Origin of the sequence: Kitasatospora sp. NPDC059812, assembly GCF_042732075.1 — a bacterium.
GTDB lineage: Bacteria > Actinomycetota > Actinomycetes > Streptomycetales > Streptomycetaceae > Kitasatospora.
Genome location: NZ_JBHWIO010000123.1, coordinates 1 through 22,781 on the forward strand (window position 1 = coordinate 1; position 22,781 = coordinate 22,781).

The 22,781-nt window shown below is 74.8% G+C and carries 17 protein-coding genes; 7 read left to right on the forward strand and 10 right to left on the reverse strand.

Going from position 1 to position 22,781, the window contains the following annotated elements:
- Window positions 1–124 precede the first annotated feature (124 nt).
- Genes ACFV6D_RS36090 through ACFV6D_RS36100 form a run of 3 tightly spaced genes read right to left on the reverse strand, consistent with a single transcriptional unit; the run spans window position 125 to window position 3,653 of the window.
- Window positions 125–1,171 (reverse strand): agmatine/peptidylarginine deiminase, encoded by a 1,047-nt coding sequence (locus ACFV6D_RS36090; RefSeq protein WP_380562990.1) that lies wholly within the window; start codon window positions 1,169–1,171, stop codon window positions 125–127.
- Between the two features lie 59 nt (window positions 1,172–1,230).
- The gene (locus tag ACFV6D_RS36095; protein ID WP_063347079.1) at window positions 1,231–2,946 is read right to left on the reverse strand and encodes an urease subunit alpha; all 1,716 of its coding nucleotides are present in this window, start codon (window positions 2,944–2,946) and stop codon (window positions 1,231–1,233) included.
- Window positions 2,943–3,653, reverse strand: coding sequence for an urease subunit gamma (locus ACFV6D_RS36100; RefSeq protein ID WP_380345472.1), 711 nt, complete (start codon window positions 3,651–3,653; stop codon window positions 2,943–2,945). Before ACFV6D_RS36100 ends, ACFV6D_RS36095 begins: the two co-directional genes overlap by 4 nt.
- Before the next feature lie 572 nt (window positions 3,654–4,225).
- Here ACFV6D_RS36100 and ACFV6D_RS36105 point away from each other — a divergent pair.
- Window positions 4,226–4,741 carry an ATP-binding protein gene (locus ACFV6D_RS36105; RefSeq protein WP_107452835.1) on the forward strand — a complete coding sequence of 172 codons (516 nt, stop codon included), beginning with the start codon at window positions 4,226–4,228 and terminating at the stop codon, window positions 4,739–4,741.
- A gap of 365 nt (window positions 4,742–5,106) precedes the next feature.
- Window positions 5,107–7,455 (forward strand): SpoIIE family protein phosphatase, encoded by a 2,349-nt coding sequence (locus tag ACFV6D_RS36110; RefSeq protein ID WP_380562992.1) that lies wholly within the window; start codon window positions 5,107–5,109, stop codon window positions 7,453–7,455.
- A gap of 6 nt (window positions 7,456–7,461) precedes the next feature.
- Here the strand turns inward: ACFV6D_RS36110 and ACFV6D_RS36115 are convergent, their stop codons facing one another.
- The 5 genes from ACFV6D_RS36115 to ACFV6D_RS36135 all read right to left on the reverse strand — a co-directional run bounded on the left by ACFV6D_RS36115 (window position 7,462) and on the right by ACFV6D_RS36135 (window position 12,616).
- Window positions 7,462–8,520, reverse strand: a complete 1,059-nt coding sequence (locus ACFV6D_RS36115) for a DUF2637 domain-containing protein (protein ID WP_063347077.1) — start codon at window positions 8,518–8,520, stop codon at window positions 7,462–7,464.
- Window positions 8,521–8,734: 214 nt separating this feature from the next.
- Window positions 8,735–9,670: a (2Fe-2S)-binding protein gene (locus tag ACFV6D_RS36120; RefSeq protein ID WP_380426915.1), complete on the reverse strand. Its 936-nt coding sequence runs from the start codon at window positions 9,668–9,670 to the stop codon at window positions 8,735–8,737.
- A gap of 168 nt (window positions 9,671–9,838) precedes the next feature.
- Entirely contained in the window at window positions 9,839–10,741 is a 903-nt protein-coding gene (locus ACFV6D_RS36125) for a hypothetical protein (protein WP_380426913.1), read from the reverse strand.
- A 247-nt stretch (window positions 10,742–10,988) separates the two neighbouring features.
- Window positions 10,989–11,840 carry a hypothetical protein gene (locus tag ACFV6D_RS36130; protein WP_244293324.1) on the reverse strand — a complete coding sequence of 284 codons (852 nt, stop codon included), beginning with the start codon at window positions 11,838–11,840 and terminating at the stop codon, window positions 10,989–10,991.
- 164 nt (window positions 11,841–12,004) lie between these two features.
- Window positions 12,005–12,616, reverse strand: a complete 612-nt coding sequence (locus tag ACFV6D_RS36135) for an NTP transferase domain-containing protein (RefSeq protein WP_208869061.1) — start codon at window positions 12,614–12,616, stop codon at window positions 12,005–12,007.
- Between the two features lie 146 nt (window positions 12,617–12,762).
- On the opposite strand from ACFV6D_RS36135, the gene moaA reads away from it, so the two are divergent.
- The 3 genes from moaA to ACFV6D_RS36150 all read left to right on the forward strand — a co-directional run bounded on the left by moaA (window position 12,763) and on the right by ACFV6D_RS36150 (window position 16,269).
- Window positions 12,763–13,758 carry a GTP 3',8-cyclase MoaA gene (gene moaA, locus ACFV6D_RS36140; protein ID WP_380426911.1) on the forward strand — a complete coding sequence of 332 codons (996 nt, stop codon included), beginning with the start codon at window positions 12,763–12,765 and terminating at the stop codon, window positions 13,756–13,758.
- 120 nt (window positions 13,759–13,878) lie between these two features.
- Window positions 13,879–14,637: an HNH endonuclease family protein gene (locus tag ACFV6D_RS36145; protein WP_380562994.1), complete on the forward strand. Its 759-nt coding sequence runs from the start codon at window positions 13,879–13,881 to the stop codon at window positions 14,635–14,637.
- 60 nt (window positions 14,638–14,697) lie between these two features.
- Entirely contained in the window at window positions 14,698–16,269 is a 1,572-nt protein-coding gene (locus tag ACFV6D_RS36150; RefSeq protein WP_380562996.1) for an alpha/beta hydrolase, read from the forward strand.
- Window positions 16,270–16,374: 105 nt separating this feature from the next.
- On the opposite strand, the gene ACFV6D_RS36155 is transcribed toward ACFV6D_RS36150, so the two are convergent.
- Together ACFV6D_RS36155 and ACFV6D_RS36160 are read right to left on the reverse strand one after the other, a co-directional pair.
- Window positions 16,375–18,867, reverse strand: coding sequence for an ArnT family glycosyltransferase (locus tag ACFV6D_RS36155; protein WP_380562998.1), 2,493 nt, complete (start codon window positions 18,865–18,867; stop codon window positions 16,375–16,377).
- A gap of 135 nt (window positions 18,868–19,002) precedes the next feature.
- Window positions 19,003–20,121 carry an esterase family protein gene (locus ACFV6D_RS36160; protein ID WP_063347072.1) on the reverse strand — a complete coding sequence of 373 codons (1,119 nt, stop codon included), beginning with the start codon at window positions 20,119–20,121 and terminating at the stop codon, window positions 19,003–19,005.
- 156 nt (window positions 20,122–20,277) lie between these two features.
- Between ACFV6D_RS36160 and ACFV6D_RS36165 the strand changes: the two genes are divergently transcribed.
- Entirely contained in the window at window positions 20,278–21,237 is a 960-nt protein-coding gene (locus ACFV6D_RS36165; protein WP_380345463.1) for a hypothetical protein, read from the forward strand.
- Window positions 21,238–21,495: 258 nt separating this feature from the next.
- Window positions 21,496–22,781 (forward strand): putative Ig domain-containing protein (locus ACFV6D_RS36170; RefSeq protein ID WP_380563000.1); only part of this gene is annotated, 1,286 nt, incomplete at its 3' end.

The following is a 22,781-nucleotide window of genomic DNA, read 5'->3' on the forward strand; positions in this document are numbered from 1 at the left end:
TGTTGTTTGTGTGCCCACCCCGGTGTGGTGGGTGGGTCTCGTGGGCGGGGGGGGGTGTCGCCCCCCCCCCCCGCGCCCCCCGGGTGGTGCCCAAGGTGGCCCAGGTGCCTCAAGTGGCCTGGGGTCAGGCGGACTTCGGCTGCTGCTGGGTAATACAGTGAATTCCGCCGCCGTTGGCGAAGATCTCGCGGGCGTCGACGAGTTCGACGGTGCGGCCCGGGTAGGCGCGGCCGAGGACGGCGGCGGCCTCCTGGTCGCGCGGGTCGTCGAAGGCGCACAGGATCACGGCGCCGTTGGCCACGTAGTGGTTGATGTAGGAGTAGTCGACCGGTTCGCCGTCCTCGTCCAGCAGGACGGTGGGGGCGGCCAGTTCGATGACCTCCAGCGCCCGGCCCCGGGCGTCGGTGGCGGCGCGCAGGATGGCGACGAGCTCCTGGCAGACGGCGTGGTCCGGGTGGGCGGGGTCCGGCTGGACGTGGGCGACGACGACGCCGGGGCGCACAAAGGAGGCGACGATGTCGATGTGTCCGCGGGTGCCGAACTCGTCGTAGTCGCGGGTGAGTCCGCGCGGCAGCCAGATCGCCTTGGTGGTGCCGAGGAAGGCGTGCAGCTCGGCCTCGACCTCCTCCTTGGTCCAGTCCGCGTTGCGGCCCTCGCCGAGCTGGACGGTCTCGGTGACCAGGACGGTGCCCTCGCCGTCGACATGGATGCCGCCGCCCTCGTTGATCAGCCGGGAGGCGAAGCGCTGGACGCCCGTCAGTTCGCTGATGTGCTCGGCGATGTGCTGGTCGTCGTCCCAGCGGGCCCAGGACTGGGCGCCCCAGCCGTTGAAGATCCAGTCGGTGGCGGCCAGCGAGCCCTTGCCGTCGATCAGGAAGGACGGGCCGATGTCGCGCATCCAGGCGTCGTCGAGCGGGCGCTCGACGACCTCGACCTGCTCGGAGACGTACCTGCGGGCGTCCGCGGTCTCGCCGGTGTTGACGACCAGGGTGACCGGCTCGTACCGGACGATGGTGTTGGCGACGGCGGCCCAGGCCTCGCGGCCCGCGTGCAGGTTCTCGGGGGTGTCGAAGGTGGGGTTGGCGGTGGGGAAGGCCATCCAGGTGCGGTCGTGCGGGTGCCACTCGGCGGGCATCCGGTAGCCGAGGGAGGCGGGCGTGGGGGTGGTCATCCGGGAGTCCTAGGGGGAGGCGTTCGGCGGAGGTGTCAGCGGAAGCGGAAGCGGAAGTGTCAGAGGAAGTAGAGGCGGCTGAGCGAGACGCTGTCCGCGGGTTCGGAGCGCAGCGGTTCGCCGTCCAGCGAGACCAGGCCGGTCTGGGTGACGTCGACGCGGCCGACCCGGGCGTTGCGGACCATGTCGCGGGGGCCGATGCCGCGGGTGTTGCGGACGCCGACGCGGCGGCGGCGGGTGGGCAGCCCGTCGGCGGGGCGGTCGAGGTAGGCGCCGTCGGCGGCGGCCTGGGCGACGAAGGCGACGGAGATGTCGGCGGCGGTGGCGCCGTGGGCGCCGAACTGCGGTCCGAGGACGAGGGGTTCGCAGGTGTCGGTGGAGGCGTTGGGGTCGCCGACCACGCCGTAGGCGGGGAAGCCGGCCTTCAGGACCAGTTGGGGTTTGGCGCCGAAGTGGTCGGGGCGCCACAGGACGATGTCGGCGAGTTTGCCGACCTCGATGGAGCCGACCTCGTGGGAGAGGCCGTGGGCGATGGCGGGGTTGATGGTGAGCTTGGCGATGTAGCGCAGCACGCGCTCGTTGTCGTCGCCGCTCTCGGTGGTGCCGTAGCCACCGTCGAGGGGGCCGAGTTCGGCCTTCATCTTGCCGGCCATGGCGAAGGTGCGGCGGACGGTCTCGCCGGCGCGGCCCATGCCCTGGGCGTCGGAGGAGGTGATGCCGATGACGCCGAGGTCGTGCAGGACGTCCTCGGCGCCCATGGTGCCGGCGCGGATGCGGTCGCGGGCCATGGCGGCGTCGCCGGGCAGGTCGGTCTTGAGGTCGTGGGCGGAGACGATCATGCCGAAGTGTTCGCCGAGCGCGTCGCGGCCGAAGGGCAGGGTGGGGTTGGTGGAGGAGCCGATGACGTTGGGCACGCCCGCCATCTTCAGCACGTTGGGGACGTGTCCGCCGCCGCAGCCCTCGATGTGGAAGGCGTGGATCGTCCGCCCCTCCAGCACCTTCAGGGTGTCCTCCACCGACAGGCACTCGTTCAGGCCGTCGGTGTGCAGGGCGACCTGGACGTCGTACTCCTCGGCGACGCGCAGCGCGGTGTCCAGGGCGCGGGTGTGGGCGCCCATGTCCTCGTGGACCTTGAAGCCGGAGGCGCCGCCCTCGGCCAGGGCCTCGACGAGCGGGGCCGCGTCGGAGGACGAACCGCGGCCCAGGAAGCCGATGTTGACGGGCCAGGCGTCGAAGGCGTTGAAGGCGTGGCGCAGTGCCCAGGGGGAGTTGACGCCGACGCCCCAGACCGGGCCGAACTCCTGGCCGATGATCGTGGTGACGCCGGAGGCCAGCGAGGCCTCCATGATCCGCGGCGAGAGCAGGTGGACGTGGGTGTCGATGGAGCCGGCGGTGGCGATCATGCCCTCGCCGGAGACGATGGTGGTGCCGGTGCCGACGACGACGTCCACGCCGTCGAGGGTGTCGGGGTTGCCGGCGCGGCCGATCGAGGCGATCCGGCCGTCGATCAGGCCGATCGAGGTCTTGCGGATGCCCTGGATGGCGTCGATCACCAGGACGTTGCTGATCACCACGTCGCAGGTGTCGCGGACGGCGGCGGCCTTGAGGTGCAGTCCGTCGCGGGCGGTCTTGCCGAAGCCGGCCAGGAACTCCTCGCCGGGGGCCTGCGAGTCGGACTCGACGCGGACGATCAGGCCGGAGTCGCCGAGCCGGATCCGGTCGCCGGCCCGGGGGCCGTGCACCGAGATGTAGTCGTGGGGGGTGATGGACGTCATGACGGCACCTCCGCGTCGTCGAAGGTGGTCAGGTAGCCGGTCGCGCGGGCCTTGGCCAGGGCGGCCTCCTTCGCGCCGGGCGCGTCCAGCGGGCCGTCGACCAGGCCGGCGAAGCCGATCGCGACGCGCTGGCCGCCGATCGGCACCAGGCCGACCTCGACGGTGGCGCCCGGGTCGAAGCGCACCGAGGAGCCGGCCGGGACGGCCAGGTGGGTGCCGTAGGCGGCGGCGCGGTCGAAGGCGAGGCGCGGGTTGGCCTCGAAGAAGTGGAAGTGCGAGGTGACCGAGATCGGCACCTGGGAGGTGTTGTGGACGGGCAGCAGCACCGTCTCCTCGACCGGGTCGTAGCCGGTGCCGGCGCCGATCAGCGCGCCGCCGGGGGCTTCGTCGCCGAGCGAGCCGGCGCCCCGGAACGGGTCGTTGACGACGGCCAGGCGGGTGCCGTCGTCGAAGACGGCCTCGACCTGGATGACGGTGACGACGTCCGGTACGCCGGGCAGCACGTCGTCGGCGGTGAGCACGCTGCGGCCGGCCTCGATGGCTTCGGCCAGGCGCCGGCCGTCGCGGGCGGCCTCGCAGACGGTGTCCGCGATCAGGGCGGTGGCCTCGGGGATGTTGAGGCGTACGCCCCGGGCGCGGCGGGCGCGGGCCAGTTCGGCTGCTGTGAAGATCAGCAGCCGGTCCCGCTCGGTGGGGGTCAGTCGCACGGTTCCTCGCTCGCGGTCGCCGGGGGAGGGGGGTCGGCTTTCGGGGGCGATGTTAGAACGTCGTTCAAACATCTCGGGCCATTGAACCCGGACCGGGCCGCCGTGTCCAGCGTTGCCGGTCCGCAGGGGTTCGGCTCGCCGGGCCCGCGGCGGGGGTGAAGGCCCGCGGGGAAGGCCCGCGGGGAAGGCCCGCGGGGAAGGCCCGCGGGGAAAGCGCGCCGCCGGGGTGCGCCGGGCGCGCGGAGCGGGCCGGGGCCGGCCGGGGCCCGGCGCGCGGCGGGGGTGCGACGGGGAGCGGGAGGGCGGCGCGGGCCGGCGCCCGGGCGCCGGGTGTGCGCGGGATCGGGCGGGGGCGGGCTCGAAAACAGGCTCTGCGCTTCGCAAACCTGTCCGGCGCGGGCAGTTGGATCACGTGAACCTCCCCGTGCCCCTTTCACCCCACGTGATCGGACGCACACTGTTGCAAACGCCGTCAACTGGGCATGAGGATGAGTGGTCAGAACGTGGGGGCCACCCGGCCGGCGGGGGATCCGGAGGCGGGGGCCCGGATTCGAGGGCGGGGGCATGTGTTGATGGACGGTCAGTCGCGATTCCCGCGGCAGCGGACGAGTTCGGGTGACGCCTACCGGTCCGGGCCCGCCCCGGGCGCAGCCGGCGGCACCGGGACGACCCTGCCGGGCACCTCGGCCCCCGGCTGCGCCCTGCACCGCCGGCTGCACCTGACGCTCGACCCGGCCGACCTGGTCGCGGTCGGCTCGGTCCGCCGGCGGCTGCGGACGGCGCTCAGCCACTGGGGGGTGCCGGAGCTGTCGGACACCGCCGAACTGCTCTCCTCCGAGCTGGTGACCAACGCGCTGCTGCACACCGGCAAGGGCGCGGTGTTCGACGCGGTGCTCGGGTCGGACCACCGGCTGCGGATCGAGGTGCAGGACGGCACGACCCGGCTGCCCGGCCGGCGCCGCGATCCGGACGCCGAGTACGCGACTTCGGGGCGCGGCCTGCTGCTGGTGGAGTCGCTCGCGGACGCGTGGGGCGTGCAGCTGCGGGGCGACGGCAAGGTCACCTGGTTCGAGCTCGCCCTGCCCTGAGCCCGGCCGCTCCCGGGGCGCGGGGCACGGGCTCGGGGCGCGGGCACAGGGCGCACGGGGCGCTCGGGGGCGCGGGGCGGGCGGGGCGCGCGGCCCGTCGCACCGTTCGCCGTCGATTCATTCGCCTTCGAAGCATGCCCAGAACAGAAGGCGGAACGGAAGATTTCCGGCCCGTTGCCATTGCCGCTCGGCCCAACATTGGACAGGATGGTGGGAATGTGTGTCCACGTGCGGGAAGCAGCGGGGAGACCGAACCTCGACCGACCCCGCCCGTCGACACCGTCCGATCCAGCACCACCCATCACACCGCCACGCGGCCCGGCCGGACGGTCGGCGCGGTCCGCCACGGCAGCGGCAGGAGCAGCATGCCCACTGAGCCCGAGTCGCCGGGGCCGGCGCTTCCACCCGGTGTGCCCACCGCCGAACCGCAGCAGGCAGCCTCCGCCCGCACCACCGGTCCGAACCCCGCCGGTCCCGGTCCCGTGACGGTCGACCAGCCCTCCACCGGCCCCAATGCGACCGGGCCGGGCCGGGCGAAGCCGCCCGCGCAGGCGGTGCGCCGGCCCGTGCCGCGCCCGGCGCCCGCGCTCGCCGCCGGACGGCTGGCGACGGTGCTCCCCGGCAGCCTGCCGCCCGCCTCCGCGGACACCATGCCGGACTGGCTGGAGCCCGCGATGGCCGCCAACGGCATCGGCTCCTTCGACTGGGACATCCGCCGCGACGTCCTGGAGGGCGACCACCGGGCCTGCGCGATCATCGGCCTGGACAGCCTGGACCAGGGCCGCTTCGACCGCACCGCCGGTTCCTTCCTGGCCCTGCTGCACCCCGAGGACGCGCCGGTGGTGCGCCGCCGGGTCGAGCGCGCGGTGGCCGAACTGGGCCAGTGCGGCGCCTACTACCGCACCGTCGGGCCCAACGGCACCATGCGCGCGGTGCGCTTCCGCGGCCGGGTGCTCGCGGACGCCTTCGGCCGGGCCTCGCGGATGGTGGGCTTCGTCTGGGACGCCACCGTCGAACTGCACAAGCGCGACCGCGCCGACCGGATGGCCCTGCTGCGCGAGGAGCGCTCCCGGTTCATCAAGGAGGCGGCCCGCGCCCTCTCCGAAGCCGTCACCGTCCGCGACGTGGCCCGGGTGTTCACCGGGCTGCCGCTGCCCGGCCTGCCGCCGGACGGCCTGGTGCTGGCCTCCTTCGAGGCCGGCCGGGCGCAGGTGCTCGGCGCCTCCGGCTACCGGACCGAGGCGCTGGCGGTCTGGGACCGCACGGTGCTGCCGGCCGGGCACCCGGCCGCCGAGGCGGTGCGCCACCGGGCGCCGGTGTTCATCCCGACCCGCGAGGAGTTCCGCGCGTCCTACCCCGACGTCTGGGAGCCGACCAGCCGTACCGGGCGCGGCTCCTGGGCGTTCCTGCCGCTGGTGGCCAGCGGGCGGGCGATCGGCGTCTGCGTGGTCAGCTTCGACGACGAGCGCGAGCTGGACGCCGACGAGCGCACCCTGCTGTCGACCCTGGGCGGGCTGGTCGCCCAGTCCCTGGCCCGGGCCCGGCTGCACGACGCCGAGCACGAGCTGGCGGCCGGCCTCCAGCGGGTGATGCTGCCGCGCACCGTGCCGTCGGTGCCGGGGGTGACGACCGCCGTGCGCTACCTGGCGGCCGGCTCCGGCCTGCAGATCGGCGGCGACTGGTACGACGTGGTGCCGCTGCCGGGCGGGCACGTCGGCCTGGTGATCGGGGACGTCCAGGGCCACGACGTGCACGCCGCCGGGATCATGGGCCAGCTGCGGATCGCGCTGCGCGCCTACGCGGCCGAGGGGCACCCGCCGGCCGCGGTGATGGCCCGCGCCTCCCGCTTCCTCGCCGACCTGGACACCGACCACTTCGCGACCTGCGCCTACGCCGAGGTCAACGTGGACTACGGCGTGGTCTACGCCGTCCGGGCCGGCCACCTCGACCCGGTGGTGCGCCGGGCGGACGGCACCGCCGCCGTGGTGCCGGTGGCCGGCGGGCTGCCGCTGGGCATCGACCCGGACCAGGAGTACCGGGTCACCCGGTTCAGCCTGGACCCGGGCGAGACGGTGCTGCTCTGTACCGACGGCCTGGTCGAGGCGCGCGGCATGGACCTGGACGAGGGCATCGCCCGGCTCACCCGGGCGCTCGCCCGCCCGCTGCCGCGCGCCGAGGAGGCGGCCCGCGACCCGCTGGAGGACCTGGCCGACCGGATCGCCTCCCAGGCCGCCGACTCCAGCGAGCGCGAGGACGACATAGCGCTGCTGCTCCTGCGCTGGGACGGTCCGGCCGGCGGCCTGGCCGCCCAGCAGCTGCGCCGCCGGATCGGCCAGGCCGACCTGGCGCGGATCTCCGAGGTCCGGGCGGAGCTGCGCGACGCGCTGCGCCGCTGGGGCGTCGCCGAGTTCATCGACACCGCCGAACTGCTCTCCTCCGAACTGGTCACCAACGCCATCCGGCACACCGACCGGGACGCCATGTTCACCGCCCGGCTCTACCGGGAGCCGGCCTCGGACGGCGGCCGGGCCCGGCTGCGGGTCGAGGTGGAGGACGAGTCGGACCTGTGGCCGACCCGCCGGACCCCGGGGGAGCAGGCCTCCTCCGGGCGCGGGCTGATGCTCGTCGAGGCGCTGGCGGACGCCTGGGGCGTGGAGCCGCGCGGGTCCGGCAAGCGGATGTGGTTCGAGCTCAGCGGCACGCCCGCGGCCTAGATCCGGCTACCCGAACTGCTGCTCCAGGTCCTTCAGTTTGCGCTCCAGCGAGTCCAGCCGCGGCAGCGTCACGGTGTCCTCGTCGATGGTCAGGTCGATGGTGCGCCGCTCCGGGCGGGCGGGCAGGCCCGGCTGGGCCACCGTGCCCTCGGCGGGCACCACCGCGCCCTCGGCGGCCTCGACCTCGCGCGGCCCGGCGGGCCGCTCCGCCGCGGGCCCGCCGGCTATGGCGGGTTCCGAGCCGGACTCCAACTGCCGTGCGGCGCCGCCGCGTCCGCGCCAGGCGCTGTTGCTGCGGCTGATCGCCCGGATCTCCGCCCGCTCGCGGCGGCCGGCGAGCCTGCGGCGCTCCCGCTCCACGGCCCTCTCCCGTTTGTCCTCGCGGACCTCGTCCACCGCCTCGTCGAGGCTGCGGACGCCTTCCAGGAGCATCAGCGACCAGGCCGCGTAGGTCTCGCGCGGGGCGCGCAGCCAGCGCACGATGCGGATCTGCGGCAGCGGGCGGGGGACGAGCCCCTGCTCGCGCAGCGCGGCCCGGCGGGTCTGCTTGAGCGCCCGGTCGAACAGGATGGCCGCCGAGAGGGACATGCCGGAGAAGAACTGCGGGGCGCCGGCGTGGCCGAAGCCGCGCGGGGCGTGCACCCAGTTGAACCAGGCCGAGGCGCCGGCGAACAGCCAGACCAGCAGCCGGGAGCCGAGCGCGGCGTCGCCGTGGCTGGCCTCGCGCACGGCGAGCACCGAGCAGAACATCGCGGCGCCGTCGAGGCCGAACGGCACGAGGTACTCCCAGCCGCCGGACAGTCCGAGGTTCTGCACCCCGAAGCCGACCAGCCCGTGGAAGGACAGCGCGGCGGCGACACCCGCGCAGCAGAACAGCAGCGTGTACGAGGCGCCGCCGTACAGGGATTCCTTGCGGCGGCGCCGTTCCTCGGAACGCTCCCAGGAATCCGGCCCTCCGGCGGCGGCGGATCCCCGGCTCCGGACCAGGGCCACCAGGAGCGCGCTGACCAGCAGCCCCGCACCTCCGGTGACGGCCCAGCCAAGCGGTATGTCGGACAATTTCATCGCCGGAACCAGCCTCGCTTTCCTGCGTCGCGTTCCTGCGTCGTGATGGCGGGGACCATCATGGCGGATGCTCGGCGGGGGAATGGCCGATTCGGTGCCAATGCGCTGAGTAGAGGGATTTCTGACCCCGCGAAAATCGCATTTTCTTATGCATTTGAAGCGGGCTGTTCCCGGAATTCCGGGCTTTCCGGATCCGGCTTCGCACGTGTTTTCGTCAACCCCGCATGACGCGGGGGCAGCCGCCGCAGATGTCCTCCGGTTGGGCGGTATACACGAGGCAGCAGCTGGCCCGGGCCCGGTCGGTGCCCGAAGCATCCCCGCACCCGGGCGCCGGCGCGGCGAAACCGGCACCCGGGGTGAAGGGGGACGGGGCCGGAGCGGGGCCGCCGGTCACGCCGGGCGCGCACGCCGGTGCCGCCGCCGCGCCGCCCGCCTGCGGGGGCTCCAGCAGCGCGGACAGCTCGGCGCGCGCCCGCTCCTGCTCCCCGAGCAGCCCGCCGGCGTACCAGAGCCCCTCCACCGCCGCGTCCGTGGCCATCGCCCACAGCACCCGCGGCCCGCGCCGCACCTCGGGCCGGAAGGCGGCCAGCACCGGTTCCAGGAACCCGCCCAGCGCGCACCGCAGTTCGGCGGCCAACGCGTTCCCGTCCGGCACCGTACGGGCCTGCGGCACGCCGGCCGCCGGGTCGTCCGGCAGGCAGGCGAACGCCTCCGGGCGGACCGTCAGCTCCACCCGGTCGGTGCCGCGGCGCACCGAGACGTCCTCCGGGACGAGCAGCGGGACCCGGCGCTCCAGGAACCACGGCAGCGTGAACAGCAGCGAGAGCGGCCACACGACGCGGTGCAGGCCGAAGCCGGCCGCCACGTCCGGGCGCAGCGGCCGCCCGTAGCGGGCCAGGCCCTGCCGGGCGTCGTGGGCGATCAGCTCGCGGACCGCCTCGGGCCGGGTGGTCAGGTCGGCGGCGGGGATCCAGCCGTCGCCGCGGCGGGGCGGGGCGCAGCGCACCCGCAGGACAGGGGCGAGCGCGGTGAGCCGGTGGTACGAGGTCGCGCCGGGGGCGGTGGCGGCCGGCGCGGGGGTGAGGGCGTGCGCCTCGGTGGTGCGGGGGGCGCACGGCGTGGGGCCGGGCCGGGTGCTGCTCGCGGTCATGGGCGGGCCCCATCGGGTCGACCGGGGACCGCCCATGGACCGCCCGGCGGTGCCCGGTCGGGGTGGTGGCCCGCCCGGGCCCGGCCGGACCGGGGCATGGCGGTGCCCGGGGAACGGCAAGGCGAACCCGGCCGGGGTACTGCTCACCCCGGCCAGGTTAGGCTCACCTTAGCTGATTGTCCCCCAGGTCTCGCGGGTGATGCGCCCGTCCGGGGGAGGCCCCGGCGTGTGGGCCCCGCCCGGGGGGAGCCCCGGCGTGCGGGCCCCGTCCGGGAGAGGCCCCGGCGTGCGGGTGGTGCCCAACTGGCGCGCGAGCCAGACCGGCACGCCGCCCAGGGCGTGGACGAGCCGGGCCGCCTCGGCGCGCAACCGGGCGGCCTCGGCCGGTTCGGACACCTCGGCGAGCGCCGCGAGCGCCGGCGCCACCCCCACCGTGAAGCCGAGTTGCTCGCGCAGCCGCAGCGAGGCGTCGAAGCCCTCGCGGGCGTGGTCGCGGTCCCCGCGGGCCAGGGCCAGCGCCGCCAGGTGGCGCCAGGTGTACGAGCGCAGCAGTTCGTCCCCGCGTTCGCCCGCGCCGTCGTGCGCCCGGCGGTAGGCGATCCAGGCGGCGCCGCGGTCGCGCAGCAGGTTCTCGGCGACCAGTCCGCGCCGGAAGTCCAGCAGTGGGCGGCCCGGCGCGTCCGGCGGCAGCAGTGCCGAGGTGCGTCCGAGCGCGGCCTGCGCCTCGTCCAGTCGGTCCCGGGGGCCGAGCACGCTGGCCACGTACGCCAGGAAGCCGCGGGCGCAGGCTGCGGCCGCGCGCTGCTCGGTGCTGGCCACCACGGCCTCCGCGAGGCGCAGCGCCTGTTCCGCCTGGGTCCACTGTGCGGCGGTGAACAGGCACTGCTCGATGAGGAGTTCGGCCCGTGCCAGGGCCGCTGTCGGGTCCTGTTCGGCGGCCGGGCGCAGCAGTTCGGCCGCCTCCTGCCAGCACCCCCGGGACCTCAGTCGCCACACGGTGTCGCCCGGCTCCTCCGCTGCCGCCCGCCCCCGCCCGTTCGGGCCGTTCGGGCCCCATCCGTGCTCTGACAACGCCACCTCCTTGTGTGCGCCATCCAGCGGGGCGCGGCCCTGCCCGGCGTCGCCGCCGTCGACTGTCGGCGGCACGGCGACGGCAGCGCAAGGGCCCGCGCTGTGGCGGCAATTCAACACGGGGGTGAGCTTGTGCACCAGATCACGAGCGGAGGTTCTTGCATTCGCGGGGAAAATGATCTAGGCCCTGTCCGGCCTGATCCGCAGGGCGCGCCCTGGCGGATGCGCCCCGGTGGCCTCCGGTCGGTCAGGACGTCCAGCCGGTTTCCATCAGGGCCTCGGCGGCGCCGTTGGCGGGCTGCGGCACCCCCGCCAGGTCCAGGCTGAACAGGGCGACCAGCAGTTGTTCGCCGCGCACGGTGGCCTGGTGGGAGTAGCCGGCCAGGGTGAACATGGCGGCGGCCATCTCCTCGGCGTGCAGGGTCTGCAGCCACAGGCACTCGACCGACTTCACGTCGGCCGGCTCGGTCCAGGTGTCCACCTGGGCGACCATCCGGCTGCCCAGCAGGGTCACCCCGTCGCGCTCCTGGGCCTCGGTCAGCTCCAGGTCGTCGAAGCCGAGCCACTCCAGGTAGCGGGCGGCGGTGAAGACCGCGTCCTGCGAGGTGCGCACCGGGTGCGGGCGGAACGGCGCGCGGTGGCGGAACGGCTTGGGCTGGCCGCCGGAGCCGCCGGGCGGGGCGGGCACCGGGGTGCTCATCGGGTGGGCCGGGTACGGGCGGGAGGCCTGCGGGCCGGGGGTGGCGAGCGGGCCGGCCGTGCCGCCGCCGAGCCGGGTGGTGCGGTCCACCGGCAGCCGGACGGTGGCGCCGCAGTTGCAGGTGAACTCGGGCTGCGGCCACTGGTCGGAGCGGCCGCAGTGCGGGCAGCGCATGCTCAGCCAGGAGTCCTCCCAGGAGCGGAACCGCACCTGCACCGGCACCCCGCCGCGCAGCAGCGGCACCTTCAGCGAGGCGCCGCACGGACAGGGCAGCGACGGCGGCTCGTAGAGGTGCTCGCGGCGGCAGGCGGGGCAGCGGATCGCCCGGGCGCCACCGCCCGCCCCGTGCCCTGGCCTCGCGGGGTCGTGTCCGGTGAAGTCGTCGGGCAGTCCGGCCATCGCGGGCTCCGTCCGTTCGAGTCGGGTGGTGGAACGGTTTCCATGCTCCCCGAAACGGTGGGTCCTTGGCGCGGAATGGGGCAATCCTCAGGGTCGGATCAGGGGTGTGCGCCCGGCCGGTGCCCGCCACGGGTGCTTCGGGCACCCGGGCCGGCGGGGTGCGGTCAGCCGGCGGACCAGCGGGCCAGGTCGGCGGGGGTGTCCAGGTCGTCCGGGGCGGCGACGTCGGCGCACTCGACCAGCGTGACCGCGTCCGGGTGCGCGGCCAGCAGGGTGCGGGCCCCGGCGTCGCCGCAGGCGCCCGCGGCCGCCTGCGCGAAGTACCGGGCGCCGATCAGCACCGGGTGCCCGCGCCGCCCTGCGTAGGCCGCCGCGGCCAGTTCCGCGCCGGCCCGGTGCGCGGCCAGCAGCCGGGCCACCGCGGCCGCGGTGACGCCCGGGGTGTCCACCAGCATCACCAGCACCGCCGACACCTCCGGCGCCAGCGCGGCCAGCCCGACGCGCAGCGAGGAGCCCATGCCGCCCGCCCAGTCCGGGTTGGCCACCAGCCGGCAGCCCGGCAGGTGCGCCGTGGAGCGGACGCGTTCGCCGGCCGCGCCCAGCACCACCGTGACGTCCGCGCAGCCGCCCGCCCGCACCACCGCCACCGCGTGCTCGACCAGCGGGCGGCCCGCGTACCGGATCAGGGCCTTGGGCCGCCCGCCGAGGCGTCGCCCGCCCCCGGCGGCGAGCACCAGTGCGGCGACGGGCCCGGTTCGGTCTTCGGTGGTCTGCATGGGCCCAGCCTGCCCGCCGGGGCCGCCGCCGCGCAGCCGTACGAACCCACAGTTGTACGAATGCACAAGGGGAACCCGCAGGTGGTGGCCGCCCCCCGGCGGTTCGGCCGCTGGTCCTGCGGCCCGCCGGCCCCTGTACTGGGTCGATGAACACCGCACCGCGCCCGCTGCTGGACCGTTTCGGCCGGGTCCACACCGACCTGAGGGTCTCGCTGACCGACCGCTGCAACCTGCGCTGCACCTACTGCATGCCGGCCGAGGGCCTGGACTGGCTGCCGAGGGCGCAGGCGCTGGGCGACGACGAGGTGGTGCGGCTGGTGCGGATCGCGGTCGGGCGGCTGGGGATCGCCTCGGTGCGGCTGACCGGCGGGGAGCCGCTGTTGCGGCGGGGCCTGCCGGACCTGGTGGGGCGGATCGCCGCGCTGGGGCCGGAGGTGTCGTTGACGACGAACGGGATCGGGCTGGCCCGCACGGCGGTGGCGCTGCGGGCGGCGGGGCTGGAGCGGGTGAACGTCAGCCTGGACACGCTGCGCCCGGAGCGGTTCGCGCGGATCACGCGGCGGGACCGGATCGCGGACGTGTTCGCGGGCCTGGCGGCGGCGCGGGCGGCGGGGCTGGGGCCGGTGAAGGTGAACGCGGTGCCGGTGCGCGGGGTGAACGAGGACGAGATCCCGGAGCTGGCGGCCTTCGCGGTGGAGCACGGGTACCGGATGCGGTTCATCGAGTCGATGCCGTTGGACGCGCAGGGCGCCTGGGACCGTTCGGCGATGGTCACCGCCGCGGAGGTCCTGGAGCGGCTCGGGGAGCGCTTCGACCTGCTGCCCGTGGGCCGGCGGGGCAACGCCCCGGCGGAGGAGTGGCGGGTCGCGGGCACGGACGCCGTCATCGGGGTGATCGCCTCCGTGACCCGCCCGTTCTGCGGGGGCTGCGACCGGGTGCGGCTCACCGCCGACGGCCAGTTGCGCAACTGCCTGTTCGCGACGGAGGAGTCCGATCTGCGCGCGCTGCTGCGCGGCGGCGCGGACGACGACCGGATCGAGGCGGCCTGGCGGGCCTCGGTGGCCGGGAAGGGGCCCGGACACGCCGTCAACTCCGACGACTTCGTCCGGCCCGACCGCCCGATGTCCGCCATCGGCGGCTGACGCCCGGGGTGTGAGCTTCGACATGGTGGGCGGGGTTCGCGTGGCGCCGCCTTGACCTGCTCTCGGGGTGGCTGATCTGCTGGTTCGCCGTCAACCCGCCCCAGATCCCGGGAGTTATCCGTGCCCGCCCGCCGCACCGCCCTGTCCGCCGCCACCGTGTTCCTGATATGCGCGCTCGCGCTGGCCGGCTGGCTGCTGGGCGGCCGTGACCACAAGAGCGGCGACTCCGCCGCGCCCGCCGGGGGCCTGGGCACCAGCCCGCTGCAGAACCCGGACGGCACCAAGCCCGGCCTGGCCCCGCTGACCACGCCGGAGGAGCAGAAGGCGGGCCGCGACGTGATAGCCAAGGTCGCCACCGCCGCCGCCGGCCCCAAGGACGGCTACGACCGCAACGAGTTCGGCCCCGCCTGGACGGACAACGTCGACGGCGTCCCGCTCGGCCACAACAACTGCGACACCCGCAACGACCTGCTCGCCCGCGACGGCACCGCCGTCGAGCGCAAGGACGGCTCGAACTGCGTCGTCACCGCGATGACCATCTACGACCCGTACACCGGCAAGAACGTCCAGTGGACCAAGCAGCAGGCCACGAAGATCCAGATCGACCACGTGATGCCGCTGTCCTACGACTGGCAGCTGGGCGCCGCCAAGTGGGACAAGGCCAAGCGCGTCCAGATCGCCAACGACCCGCTCAACCTGATCCCCGCCGACGGCTCGCAGAACGCCTCCAAGGGCGACTCCGGCCCGGCCTCCTGGCTCCCCGCCAACACCGCCGTCCGCTGCTCGTACGCCGTCCGCTTCGCCCAGGTCTCCCTGAAGTACCAGCTCTCCGTCACCGTGGCCGACAAGCAGGCCATGCTGCAGCAGTGCGGAGGCTGAGGAATCGTTACGGCAGATGCTGGTGTGACGGGAGCGGGCGCCGGGTGGTATTCGTGGGCGGTGCACTCGTCGAACCCCCGCCGCCCGCTCCGCGCCCTGCTCACCGTCGCCCTCCTCGTGCTCGCCGCGGGCTGCACCGGGCCCTCGGACCCGGGCGCCCGCCGGCCCGGCACCGCGGCCGCGGCCCGGCCCCAGGACCTGGTGCCCGGCACGGCCGCCCCCGCGCTCGCGGCCCTGTACCTCCAGCCGCTGGACTGGAAGGACTGCCCGGACCGGCCTGAGCGCCCGGCCGGGGAGCCGGTCGCGCAGTGCACCGGACTCAAGGTCCCGCTGGACTACGCCGATCCGGGCGGCGAGACGATCGACGTCGCCGTCTCCCGGATCCGCGCCACCGAGGCCGACCGGCGGATCGGCGCACTGGTGCTCAACCCCGGCGGGCCGGGCAACTCCGGCGTGGACCGGGTGGTCTGGGGCTGGGAGGACTACCGCGGCACCCTCTCCGACCACTTCGACCTGGTCGGCTTCGACCCGCGCGGCGCCGGCCGCACCACCCCCGTGCACTGCCTCGACGACCGCACCCGGGACGAGTGGACCAGCACCGACGACCCCGGCTACGACCGCGGCCGGGTGCTCGCCGACGCCTGCCAGGCCCGGTACGCCACGCTGCTGCCCCACCTCTCCACCCGCGACACCGCCCGCGACCTCGACGTGCTGCGCGGCGCCCTGGGCGAACGGCGGCTCGACTTCCTCGGCAGCTCCTACGGCACCTACCTGGGCGCCCTCTACGCCGAGGAGTTCCCCGCCCGCACCGGCCGCCTCGCCCTGGACGGCGCCTTCGAACGCAGCCTCGACCCGGTCCGGCTGAACGTCGAGGCCGCCGCCGCCACCGAGACCGCGCTGCGGGACTTCGCCGCCGACTGCGCGGGCCGCGACGACTGCCCCCTCGGCCGCGACCGCGCCGCCGCCCCGCAGCGGCTCGCCGACTTCCTGGACGGCCTGCGCGCACACCCGCTGCCCGCCGCCGACGGCCGCCGCCTCACCGCCACCCTGGCCTGGAACGGCACCCTCGACACCCTCTACGACGGCCACCGCTCCTGGGAGCGGCTGCGCCAGGCCCTCGACCCGGCGATTACCCGCGGCGACGCCACCGAACTGCTCGCCCTCGCCGACGGCGCCAACGGCCGCGCCGAGGACGGCGGTTACTCCACCGCGGCGGACGCCTTCGCCGCCATCAGCTGCGCGGACGCCCTGATGGCCCCCACCGCCGGGGACCTGCGCACCGACCACGCCGAACTCGCCGCCCGCGCCCCGCTGATGAGCCGGCACGACACCTCGGCTGCGCTGTTCGCCCCGGACTGCCGCTCCTGGCCGTACCGCACCGCCGAACGGCCCGCCCCGATCCGGGCCGAGGGCAGCGCCCCGATCCTGGTGATCGGCTCCACCGCCGACCCGGTCACGCCGTACCCGTGGGCGCAGCGGATGGCCTCCAACCTCGCCGACGCCGTCCTGCTCACCCGGGACGGCGACGGGCACACCGGCTACGACAAGAGCGGGTGCGTGCGGGACGCGGTGGCCGCGTTCCTGGTGGACGGCACGCTGCCCGCCGCCGGGACGCACTGCCCCTCCGCCTGACGGGGACTGCCGGGGCCGACGGGGGCTTTCCAGGGGGCAACGCGAGGGGGCGCACCGCCGGCTGCGGTGCGCCCCCTGGGGTGGGACGGTCAGGAGGTCGGACGGTCAGGAGGTCGGGGCCGTCAGGTCGTAGAAGGTGGTGGAGCCGACCGTCTTCGCGGTGAAGTGGCTCGTCACCCAGCTCTCGATCTGGGAGGTCTCCGACTCCTTCTCCCCGGTGTCGCCCCGTCCGCTCTCGGCCCCGCCGAAGCCGCGGTGGGAGCCGCCGGCGATGAACCAGTGCACCTTGCCCTCCTGGACGTACTTCTGGAAGCCGGCCAGGCTGAGCGAGGGGTCGGTGCCGTTGAAGCCGCCGAGGGCCATCACCGGCTCTCCGGTGGCGAGTTGGTAGCTGGCGGCGTTCTGCGAGCCGCTGGTGGCGGCCGCCCAGGTGTACTGGCCGGCGCTCTCCTTGAGCAGGGCGGAGGCCTCCTCGCTCACCTTGGTGCCGCCGAGCAGGCCGCCCATGCCGCCCGTGGCGCCCATGCCGCCGGGGCCGAAGGTGCCGGGGTCCTCGCCGCTGCCGGGGTTGCCGGGGTTGCCGGGGTTGCCGGTGCCCGGGTTGGCGGTGCCGGGGTTGGCGCCCGTGCCGCGCTCGCGGTGACCGTTGCTGCTGCCCGGGCCCTTGCCCGAACCGCCGCCCGGCCAGCCGCCGTTGCCGCCGTTGAAGCCGCCCTGGCCGCCGCCGTTGCCCCCGCCGTTGAACCCGTTGCCGCCGCCCTGGGCGCCCGGCCAGCCGCCGTGCTGCCCGCCGCCGGGGAAGCCGGGTGCGCCGCCGTTCTGCCCGCCGCCGTTCTGGCCGGGCTGGAACGTCCGCCCGTTGCCCGCGAAGCCCTGCCCGCCGTGCCGGCCGCCGCCGCCCGGACCGGAGGCGCCCTGGACGGCCGGCCCGGCCGTCACGATGGAGCCGCTGTGCGCCGTGCCGACGGTGTCCACCGCGTACGCGGCGGGCCCGCCGAGCGCCGCCGCCAGGCCGACCAGGCCGGCGACCGAGGCGATCCGGGCCCCGAGCCGCCCGTCGGCCCGCCCGGCCAGCTGTCCGGCGACCAGCGCGGCCGCCGCCACCAGCCCGCCGACCAGCACCGCCCAGCGCAGCCAGGGCACGAACTCCGAGCTCCGCCCGAGCAGGACGAACGCCCACACCGCCGTCACCGCGAGGGTGCCGGCCAGCACCAGCGCCCACGGAAGCCGGTGCCGGGCCCGCCACAGGCCGTCCACGCCCATGCCGACCAGCGCCGCGACGGCCGGGGCGAGCGCCACCGTGTAGTACTGGTGGAAGATCCCGGACATGAAGCTGAACACCAGCGCGGTGGACAGCATCGCGCCGCCCCACACCAGGAACGCCGCGCGGGCGGTGTCGGTGCGGGCGTAGCGGCGGGTCGCCCACAGGGCGGCGACCAGCAGGATCAGCGCGGCCGGCAGCAGCCAGGCGATCTGCCCGCCGATGTCGCTCCCGAACAGCCGGGTGAGGCCGGTCTGGCCCCAGCCGCGGCCGCCGCGCATCGCCCCGGCCGGCAGGTCGAGCCCGGCCGGGAGCCGCCCGCCGCCGCCGACGCTGCCGGTCTCGTCGCCGTTGATCCGGCCGAGGCCGTTGTAGCCGAAGGTGAGGGAGAGGAAGCTGTCGTCCTGCGAGCCGCCGACGTACGGGCGGGCCGAGGCCGGCAGCAGTTCGACCACCGCGACCCACCAGCCGCCCGCGACCACCATGGCCGCGCCCGCGAGCAGCAGCTGCCGCACCCGCCGCCACAGGCCGGTGGGCGCGACGACCAGGTAGACCAGCGCGAAGGCGGGCAGCACGAGGAAGGCCTGCAGGGTCTTGGTGAGGAAGGCCAGGCCGAACATCGCCCCGGTGAACACCAGCCACCGGGTGCCCGCCGCCTCGATGGCCCGCACCAGCCCGTACGCGGCCAGGGTGAGCAGCAGGGCCAGCAGCGCGTCGGGGTTGTTGAAGCGGAACATCAGCGCCGCGACCGGGGTGAGCGCCAGGGCGGCCCCGGCGAGCAGGCCGCCGAGCGGGGAGAAGCGCCGGCGCACCGTCGCGTACACGACGCCGACGGTGGCGGCGCCCATCAGGGCCTGCGGGGCGAGCACGGACCAGGAGGACAGGCCGAAGACCCGCACCGAGAGGGCCATCGGCCACAGCGACATCGGGGGCTTGTCGACGGTGATGAAGTTCCCGGCGTCGGAGGAGCCGAAGAAGAAGGCCTTCCAGCTCTGGCTGCCGGCCTGGACGGCGGCCGAGTAGAAGGCGTTGGCCCAGCCGGAGGCGCTCAGGCCCCAGAGGTAGAGGACGACGGTCGCGGCCAGCAGTGCCAGCAGGGCCGGGCGCACCCAGCGCGGGTCGTCCGCGCGGCCGCGCCAGGCGCGGGCGGGGAGGGTGCGCAGCCGGCCGGACCAGGAGGCGGGGCCCTTGGGGCCGGCGGGCGGCAGGGGCTGCTCGGGGAAGAGCGGCGCCGGGTCCGGCCGGGCTGGGTCCGGCTGCGGCACCTCCGGCGGCGGGAAGTCCGCGGCCTCGGGCCACGGTTCGCCGGCCGGAGTGGAGTAGCTGGTCGTGGTCATGCGCCATACCGTGCGTGGTGCGGCTGAGAGGAGCGTGAGACGACGCTGTGAGACGGGTGTGATCTGCGGGGGCGATCGGGTGATCGGGTGATCGGGCGGGCCGCCGGGGGATCGGTCAGGCGGCCTTCGGCGTGGTCAGGCGGCCTTCGGCATGGTGAGGTGCTGGCCGAGCCACTCCAGGGCCGGGGGGATCTCCCGGGTCCAGGTGTGGAAGTTGTGGCCGCCGGTGTCCAGGGTGATGGTGGACACCTTGGTGGGGGCCTTGAAGGCGCCGACCATGGCCTGGGTGTCGGCGTAGTTGTTCTCGTCGTAGCTGGTGGTGAGCAGCAGGGAGACGGGGGCGGCCGGCTGGTTCTTCAGCCGCCACAGCAGGTCGTTCTGCTGCTTCAGCTGGTCGTTGCCGCCGAAGAGGTCGCCGGTGGTCTCGTCGTGCGCCGCGCTGTAGTAGCCGGAGAGCGCGACCGCCGCGCGGTAGGCGTCGGGCTTGCGCATCGCGAACTTGAGCGCGCAGTAGCCGCCGGTCGAGTTGCCGATGACGGCGCGGCTCGCCGGGTCGGTGCCGAGCCGGTAGGTGGTGGCGAGCGCCTTGGGCAGGTCGGTGGTGAAGAAGGTCTCCGCCTGGGGGCCGCCCGGCACGTCGACGCACTCGGTGTCCCGGTTGCCGACGACCGTGGGGCGCATCATCACCAGGACGGTCGGCGGCAGCTTCTTCTGCTCGATCGCGGTGAGGGTGGAGGCCGGGTACTGCATCAGCGAGATCAGCTTCTCCGGGGTGCCCGGGTAGCCGGTGAGCACCAGGGCCATCGGGAACCGCTGCTGCGCGTAGTCCGGCTGGAAGTACTGCGGGGGCAGGTAGACGAACGCCTCGGTGCTCAGGCCGGTCGAGGCTCCTTTGACGGCGACCTGCTGGATCAGCCCGGAGCGCTCCCGGTCCGAGCCCTGGGCCGAGTAGAACTTCTGCTCGCCGGTGACGGCCACGGAGGCGTTCGGCGTGTGGTCGACGACCGTGCCCGGCTTGCCGTCGGTGCCGAGCAGGTCGCTCCAGGAGCTGTAGAAGCCGAAGTAGCCGTTGGCGATCAGGCCCATGGCGACCAGCACGGCGATCTGGGTGGCGAGGAAGGCGCCGATCCGGCCCGTCCAGGACTTCCAGCCCTTCCCGCCGAAGCGCGGCCAGAGCCACATGGTGGCGCCGAAGACGAGGATCGCGACGACCGAGGCGACGATCTGGAGGGGGAGTCCGGTGAGGCTGAGCACGCCCCGATCGTAGTTGACCTCGATCAGCGCCCCCGGGCGCCCCCTGCACGCCCTCCGCACGCCCTCGGAATCCGGTTGACCGCGCCGGGCGGGGCCGCCAGCATGGCGGCGGACACGTGCACGCTGTGTGCGCGGGGCGTCACCGGGGCGGGATTCATGAAGTCCATCACCAAGGCCGGTCTGGCCGTCGGCACCGTACTGCTGCTCGCGGCCTGCTCCAGCGGTACCAGGGGGAGCGGGGGCGGCGGGGGGAGCGCCGCGGGCGGGCCGTCCACCGGCGCGGCCCCGGCCCTGCCCGCGCCGACGCGGACGCCGACCCCCACCCCGACGCCGCCGCCGTACGGCCCGGTGCTCGGCACGACCATCGACCCGGTGAACACCGCGCTCGGCCAGGTGGCCGGGGCCAAGACCCTGGGCGACCTCGACGGCGTGCTCGGCGGCATCGCCACCAGCGCGCGGACGGCCGGGCGGAGCCTGGGCCTGGCGGACGAGCCGGCCGCGGTCACGACGGCGCAGACCGAGCTGGTGAGGGCGCTGACCTCGCTGGCCACCGACGCGACGAAGGTCCGCGGCGACATCAAGAGCAGGGGCGTCTGCGCGGTGGGCTCCGCGCAGGCCGAACTGGGCGCCTCGGAGGGCCTGGCGGCGGTGTCGGCGGCCCTGGCCAAGATGGCGGCGGCCGGCTACCCGACGACCTTCGCCGTCCCGCAGACCCCCAAGCAGCAGTCCCGTTCGCTGGACAACGGCACCCTGGTGCGCGAGGGGCGGCTGCGCGGCGAGGGCGTGTTCAAGGTCGACAACGGCGGCAGGGGGGACGCGGTCGTCTCGCTCGCGCTGAACGGCAAGTCGGTGCACTCGGTGTACGTGGCCAAGGGGCAGAAGGCCAGCATCGAGGGCGTCGAGGACGGCACGTACGAGGTGTACTTCGCGGGCGGGGTGGACTGGGACTCCGACACGAAGGCGTTCACGCAGAGCTGCCGGTTCACCAAGTTCCAGGACACGCTGGCGTTCGAGACCGGGCGCACCGCGACGTCCTGGTCGATCACCCTCCAGCCGACGGTCGGCGGCAACGCCAAGACCGACGAGGTGGACGAGAACTCCTTCCCGCAGCCGTAGCCCCCGCGAGCGAGCGGACGGGTGGGCGGGCGGACATGACGCCCCGACGGGCGGGCACGGCCGGTGCCGTGGGGTGCCACCGCGCCCGCCCTTAACGGGCATACCGGGGCGGATGGTCGCCTCCCCGGGCCGCAACGGCCGATTGCCGTCGGCGAGTTCGGCCAATACGGTTGACCACTTGAAGTGACCATGGCACTTTCGTGCGGCGCGGGCCTCGGCGACCAGTCGTACACCCCGCGATCCCCCACAAGGAGAGCCATGTTCAAGAGACTTGCCGCGATGGCCGGCGTCGGCGCCGTCGTCGCGGGCGGGCTGACCCTCGCCGCCGCCCCCGCGCACGCCGTCCAGGCCAGCGACCTGACCTCCACCATCGCGCTGAGCAACTGCTCGGCCTCGCTGGTGCGTTACCCCACCTCGGTGGCCGGAGACCGGGCCCTGATGCTCACCAACGGCCACTGCCTGCCGACCATGCCCACGGCCGGCCAGGTCATCCAGAACGCGAGCGCGAGCCGCAGCGGCACCCTGCTCGACGGCGCCGGAAACAGCCTCGGCACCGTCCAGGCCGACAAGGTCGTCTACGCGACCATGACCGGCACCGACGTCGCGCTCTACCAACTCACCGACACCTACGGCTCGATCAGCTCCAAGTACGGCGCGACCGCGCTGACCGTCAACGACACGCACCCGACCGACGGCGCCGCGATGTACATACCCTCCTCGTACTGGAAGCAGGTGTGGAACTGCTCCGTCAACGGGTTCGTGCCCACCCTGCGCGAGGACCAGTGGACCTGGCACGACTCGCTGCGCTACAGCTCCGGCTGCAACACCACGCACGGCACCTCCGGTTCGCCGATCATCGACTCCGCCAGCGGCCGGATCATCGGCATCAACAACACCGGCAACGACAACGGCGAGATGTGCACCCTGGACAACCCGTGCGAGGTCGCCGCGGACGGCACCACCACGGCCACCAAGGGCCAGAGCTACGGTGAGGAGACCTACTGGTTCACCACCTGCCTCGGCAACGGCCGGGTCATCGACCTCAACGTGGCCGGCTGCCTGCTCACCAAGCCGGCCGGCAGCGGCGCGGTCTCCGTCAGCAGCCCCGGTGACCAGTCCACGGCGGTCGGCGGTGCGGTGAACGTCCAGATCAACGCTTCCGGTGGTACCGCGCCGCTGTCGTACAGTGCGACGGGTCTGCCGGCCGGGCTGGCGATCAACGCGTCGACGGGTGTGATCACCGGTACCGCCACCGCGGCGGGTTCGTCGAGCGTGACGGTGACGGTGAAGGACTCGGCGGGCAAGTCCGGTACGGCGAGTTTCACGTGGACGGTGACCGGTGGCGGTGGCGGTACCTGCACGCCGGCGCAGCTGCTGGGCAACGCGGGCTTCGAGACGGGTTCGGCGGCGCCGTGGACGACCAGCTCCGGTGTGGTGGACAACAGCTCTTCGCAGGCGGCGCACGGTGGTTCGTGGAAGGCGTGGCTGAACGGCTACGGTTCCTCGCACACCGACACGCTGGCGCAGACGGTGACGATCCCGGC